This window comes from Gammaproteobacteria bacterium (assembly GCA_013001575.1).
GTDB lineage: Bacteria > Pseudomonadota > Gammaproteobacteria > Steroidobacterales > JABDMI01 > JABDMI01.
In genome coordinates, this window is record JABDMI010000083.1 from 1 (window position 1) to 4,745 (window position 4,745).

Genomic DNA, 4,745 nt, shown 5'->3' on the forward strand with positions numbered 1-4,745 from the left:
CAGTTCAGTATTTTTGAACCCCTGCGACAAACCCAGAAATTGTTACGCAGTGGTGACCCGGAACACGATGCGGTCACGTTCTTGTTCGGGTATTTTGCCTACGACCTGGTTGACCAGTTTGAGCAGATCCCGGCGGCGGCCGCGGGGGACAAATCCATTCCCGATTATGTGTATTACCTGGCCGACCAGTTATTGATCCGCGATGAGCAACACGCCAGTGCAAAACTCTTTACCCTGGCCTTTGACCGCAATGCCAATAACCTGAGTTTGAATACCGAATTGAACACTCTGGTCGATAAACTCGAAGCCTTGCAAAACAACGCAGCGGAAGACTTGCCGCAAGTTGAATTGCACGCGGGTATCGAACAATTTGCCACCAGCAACGCGGACGAATTCAAACAGGGCATTGACGTGATCCGTGAACACATCAAAGCCGGGGATGTGTTCCAGTCGGTCTTGTCACGCCAGTTTAAAGTGCCCTGCGATGACGCCTTTGCCGCGTATCAAGTGCTCAAACGCCATAATCCCAGCCCGTATATGTTCTTTTTACAAGGCCGCGAGTTTGCCTTGTTTGGCGCGAGTCCGGAAAGTGCGGTTAAGTTCTCGGCCAGCGATCGCGAGGTAACCATTTACCCGATCGCCGGTACCCACAAACGCGGCACCGATGCACAGGGACACATCGACCCGGATCTGGACAGTCGTATTGAAGCCTCACTCAAACAAAATGCCAAAGAACTGGCCGAGCACATGATGCTGGTCGATCTGGCCCGCAACGACATTGCCCGGGTATGCAAACCCGGCACCCGTCAGGTTCGCGAGTTATTGCAGATCGTGCGCTATGCCCATGTGATGCATCTGGTCTCGGAAGTGATTGGTGAATTACAAGAAGGGCTGGATGCCTTACACGCTTATCAGGCCTGTCACAACATGGGCACCCTGGTCGGCGCTCCGAAAATCAAAGCCACCTCGATATTGCGTGGACTGGAGCCTAACTATCGCGGCACCTATGGCGGCGCCGTGGGGTATTTGAATGCCGCCGGTGACATGGATACCGCAATCATTATTCGCAGCGCACTGGTCAAAGACGGGGTGGGTATTGTGCAAACCGGTGCCGGGATCGTACTCGACTCCGACCCCGACAGTGAAGTACAAGAAACCTGTAACAAGGCGGCCGCGGCCATTCGCGCCTGTTTGGCCGTGAGTGATAATGTGAGTGACAACGTTAGTGGCAAAGATAGTGGCAAAAACCGGCAAAGGAGTAAAGCATCATGGCTCAAATGGTAGACGCGCTGGAGTTTGGCACTTTGGATGCCACTAATAAAAAGTCACCCAAGGTCGCAGAAAGCCCGCGGCATAAAATTCTATTGCTGGATAATTTTGATTCTTTTACCTATAACCTCAAATACCAGTTACAGGAATTTGGCACGGTTAAGACCTGGCGTAATGACGTAGCGCTGGATAAATTGATCGCACAGGCGCTGGCGTCCGACTTGGTGGTGCTGTCACCGGGCCCCGGCAATCCGGCCAAGGCCGGAAACCTGCTGGCTTTGATCAAAGCCGTAGCCGGCCAGGTGCCCATGTTTGGCATTTGTCTGGGGCATCAGGCCCTGGTGGAAGCCTTTGGCGGAGTGATCGGCCCGGCGCCGGCGATTTTGCATGGCAAAACCTCCGACATGCAACACGCCGGTGACTCCTTGTTCCGGAATTTACCCAAACCGCTCAGCATCGCGCGTTACCACTCGCTGGTTGCCAGTGAGGTGCCGGATAATTTTCAGGTCACCGCCAGTGTGGGTGGTCAGGTCATGGCAGTTGAAGACAAAGCACAAAAACTTTTTGGGGTGCAGTTTCACCCGGAAAGTATTTTGACGACTTACGGCCAGCAACTGTTCAGCAATGTGTTTGCGTGCGTGGGTTTGGAAGAATGAACATTAGGACATCGCCACGACTTGTTGCAAGTCTCGCGAGGACAATTGTAAATTGAAGACCAAGCAAGACAATAAGGTCATTGCGAGACAAATTTATTTGGCGCGGCAATCTCCCAAACCTTGTGGTGAACTAAAATTATGAATGAAAACATTAATACATTTCTCGAAGCCCTCTATGCCGGCGAAGACCTGCAGCGTCAGGACACACGAGAAATATTCGAGTCTCTGCTGAAAGGGGAATTGAATGAACCAACCATTTCTGCATTGCTGATCGCATTAAAGTGTAAAGGTGAAACCCCGGAAGAGATTGCCGGCGCCGCTGAGGCCATGCGTGAGGCTTGTGACTTTCCGGCGCTGAAATTTGCCTCGATGGATTGTTGTGGCACGGGCGGTGACGGCTCTAACACCATTAATGTATCCACCATTGTGAGTTTTGTTCTGGCCGCCGCCGGCATCAAGGTGGTCAAACACGGCAACCGTTCGGTCTCGTCCAAATCCGGTTCGGCCGATGTGCTGGAAAAACTCGGTATCCCGCTGGCACAGGATTCCGACCTTGCCATACAGGCGCTTGATACAGTGAATTTCTGTTTTTTATTCGCCCCGCATTTTCACAGCGGTGTGAAATACGCCATGCCGGTGCGCCGTTCCTTAAGCACCCGCACCATGTTCAATCTACTCGGCCCGCTGGTCAATCCGGCCAAACCGCCCTATCAAATGATGGGGGTCTACGACGCCAAACTGTGTGAGCCCCTGGCCGAAACCTTGCAACAACTGGGCTGCCAACGTGCCTTGGTGGTGAACGGTCAAGGTCTGGATGAAATTACCATCACCGGCACCACGCATGCGGCCTTTGCCGCCGACGGTGAAGTAAAAAATATTCAGATCGATCCCGCCGACGTTGGTCTGAAATATTTTAACCTCGAAACCATCAAAGGCGATGATGCCGAATACAATACGCAACGTTTAATTGCGATATTGAAAGGCGAAGGAACGGACGCTGAAAATGCCACCATTGCCTTGAATGCCGGAACCTCTTTATGGGTGCATGACATGGCAAGTGACTGGCAACAGGGTTATCGACAAGCGGTCGAGATTTTAGCTTCGGGTGCAGGCTTTGAGCAGTTGCAAAAGATTCAGGCGTTTTATGGCGATGTTTGATGTGATAAACAAACTCATTTCGAATTCCCTGACCCCGATCAGGGATCTAGCGACTTTTAAAAGACTCTGGATCCCGGATAGCTCTTTGAGCTTCCGGGAATTCGGTACATAAAAATTTATTAAATATGAAACACCCGCTCTCAATCATCCTGAACCCGATACAAAAACCACACTTGTCATACCGTGGCTTGACCACGGTATCCAATACTTTTATGGCGATGTTTGATTTGATTAACACACTCTTTTCGAATTCCCTGACCCCGATCAGGGATCTAGCGACTTTTAAAAGACTCTGGATCCCGGATAGCTCTTTGAGCTTCCGGGAATTCGGTAAATAAAAATTTATTAAATATGAAACACCCGCTCTCAACAACGCCGAACCCGATACAGAAACCACACTTGTCATACCGTGGCTTGACCATGGTATCCAGTAAATTTATTCAGACCCCGCGCTCAAGCCGCGGGGTCTTAAAAACCCACCACATGGATACCGCGGTTAAACCGCGGTAAAGTGACGAGACTTCATGAAAACCCCGCTCTCAATCATTCTGAACCCGACACTCGCACACGACAGTGTGCTGGGCAAGATCGTGTTGCAAAAATTCGAGAGCCTGACCCCCGAACTACGCTCGACCTCCGACCTGAATACGATCAGTCTCCCGGAAAAGTCTGACCGCAGTTTGTTTGAGGTCTTGTCACAGCCCGGCGGGCATTTCATTTGCGAATTCAAACAGGCCTCACCGACCCTGGGCTCGATCCGCGAGGGTGACCGCATCGAGGATGTTGTTAAGGAATACGCACCCTTCGCATCGGCCATTTCCGTGCTCACCGAAAAAACGCATTTCAAAGGTGACCTGAATTTCATCCCGCTCGCAAGGCAATTCTGCCAACACCCGATCTTGTGTAAAGACTTTATTCTGTTTCCCAAGCAGGTTGTGCAGGCGCGTGAATACGGTGCTGATGTTGTACTGTTAATGCTTTCGGTGTTGCAGGACGATGCCTACCGTGCATGCGCCGCGATGGCGGAACGTTTGGGCGTGGATGTTTTGACCGAAGTGCACAGTGAGGACGAATTAACCCGCGCACTGGATCTGGGCGCCAAGATCATTGGTATTAACAATCGCGATCTAAGTGATTTGAGTATTGACCTCGCAAGCACTGAAAAACTGGTCAAACGCATTCCAGCTGATAAAAGAAAACACCTCCGCATCATTAGCGAATCCGGCATCCGTAGTCGCGCCGATGTCGTGCGACTGGCGCCCCTGGTCGACGGCTTTCTGGTGGGCTCGTCCTTAATGGCCGAAACAAGAATTGATCTGAAACTGCGTGACCTGGTGTTTGGACAAACCAAAATTTGTGGCCTGAGCAACAGCGTGGATGCCGATCTGGCTTATATGGCGGGGGCACGCTTCGGCGGTATGATCCTGGCGCAAGGCTCTAAACGCACAATCACGCCGCAACGCGCCGCCGCCATCGCCAAAAGAACACCTTTACCTTTGGTCGCGGTGTTTAAAGACCAGGCCATCGATGAAGTAGTCGAGACGGCACAACTGGCGAGCCTGCATGCGGTGCAATTGCATGGGTCGGAAAATGATGACTACCTTGAAACATTAAGGGAAAAACTTCCTGCGTCGGTAGAGATCTGGAAAACCCTGCATGTCA

General features: G+C 51.6%; 5 protein-coding genes. All 5 read left to right on the forward strand.

Annotation, left to right across the window (positions count from 1 at the left end; translation table 11 throughout):
- Positions 1–1,284: anthranilate synthase component 1 (locus tag HKN88_07060; GenBank protein NNC97816.1), on the forward strand; the 1,284-nt coding region annotated here is incomplete at its 5' end.
- Positions 1,278–1,925, forward strand: coding sequence for an aminodeoxychorismate/anthranilate synthase component II (locus tag HKN88_07065; GenBank protein NNC97817.1), 648 nt, complete (start codon positions 1,278–1,280; stop codon positions 1,923–1,925). The genes HKN88_07060 and HKN88_07065, both read left to right, overlap by 7 nt.
- 138 nt (positions 1,926–2,063) lie before the next feature.
- Positions 2,064–3,083, forward strand: coding sequence for an anthranilate phosphoribosyltransferase (trpD, locus tag HKN88_07070; GenBank protein NNC97818.1), 1,020 nt, complete (start codon positions 2,064–2,066; stop codon positions 3,081–3,083).
- Positions 3,084–3,482: 399 nt separating this feature from the next.
- Positions 3,483–3,593: a palindromic element RPE4 domain-containing protein gene (locus HKN88_07075; protein NNC97819.1), complete on the forward strand. Its 111-nt coding sequence runs from the start codon at positions 3,483–3,485 to the stop codon at positions 3,591–3,593.
- Between the two features lie 14 nt (positions 3,594–3,607).
- The coding region (gene trpCF / locus HKN88_07080; GenBank protein NNC97820.1) for a bifunctional indole-3-glycerol-phosphate synthase TrpC/phosphoribosylanthranilate isomerase TrpF at positions 3,608–4,745 on the forward strand (1,138 nt) is incomplete at its 3' end.

Bases quoted from the DNA above. Each gene is read 5' to 3' on its own strand.
- HKN88_07065 (NNC97817.1), top strand. From the start codon at position 1,278: ATGGTAGACGCGCTGGAGTTTGGCACTTTGGATGCCACTAATAAAAAG.
- trpD (NNC97818.1), top strand. From the start codon at position 2,064: ATGAATGAAAACATTAATACATTTCTCGAAGCCCTCTATGCCGGCGAA.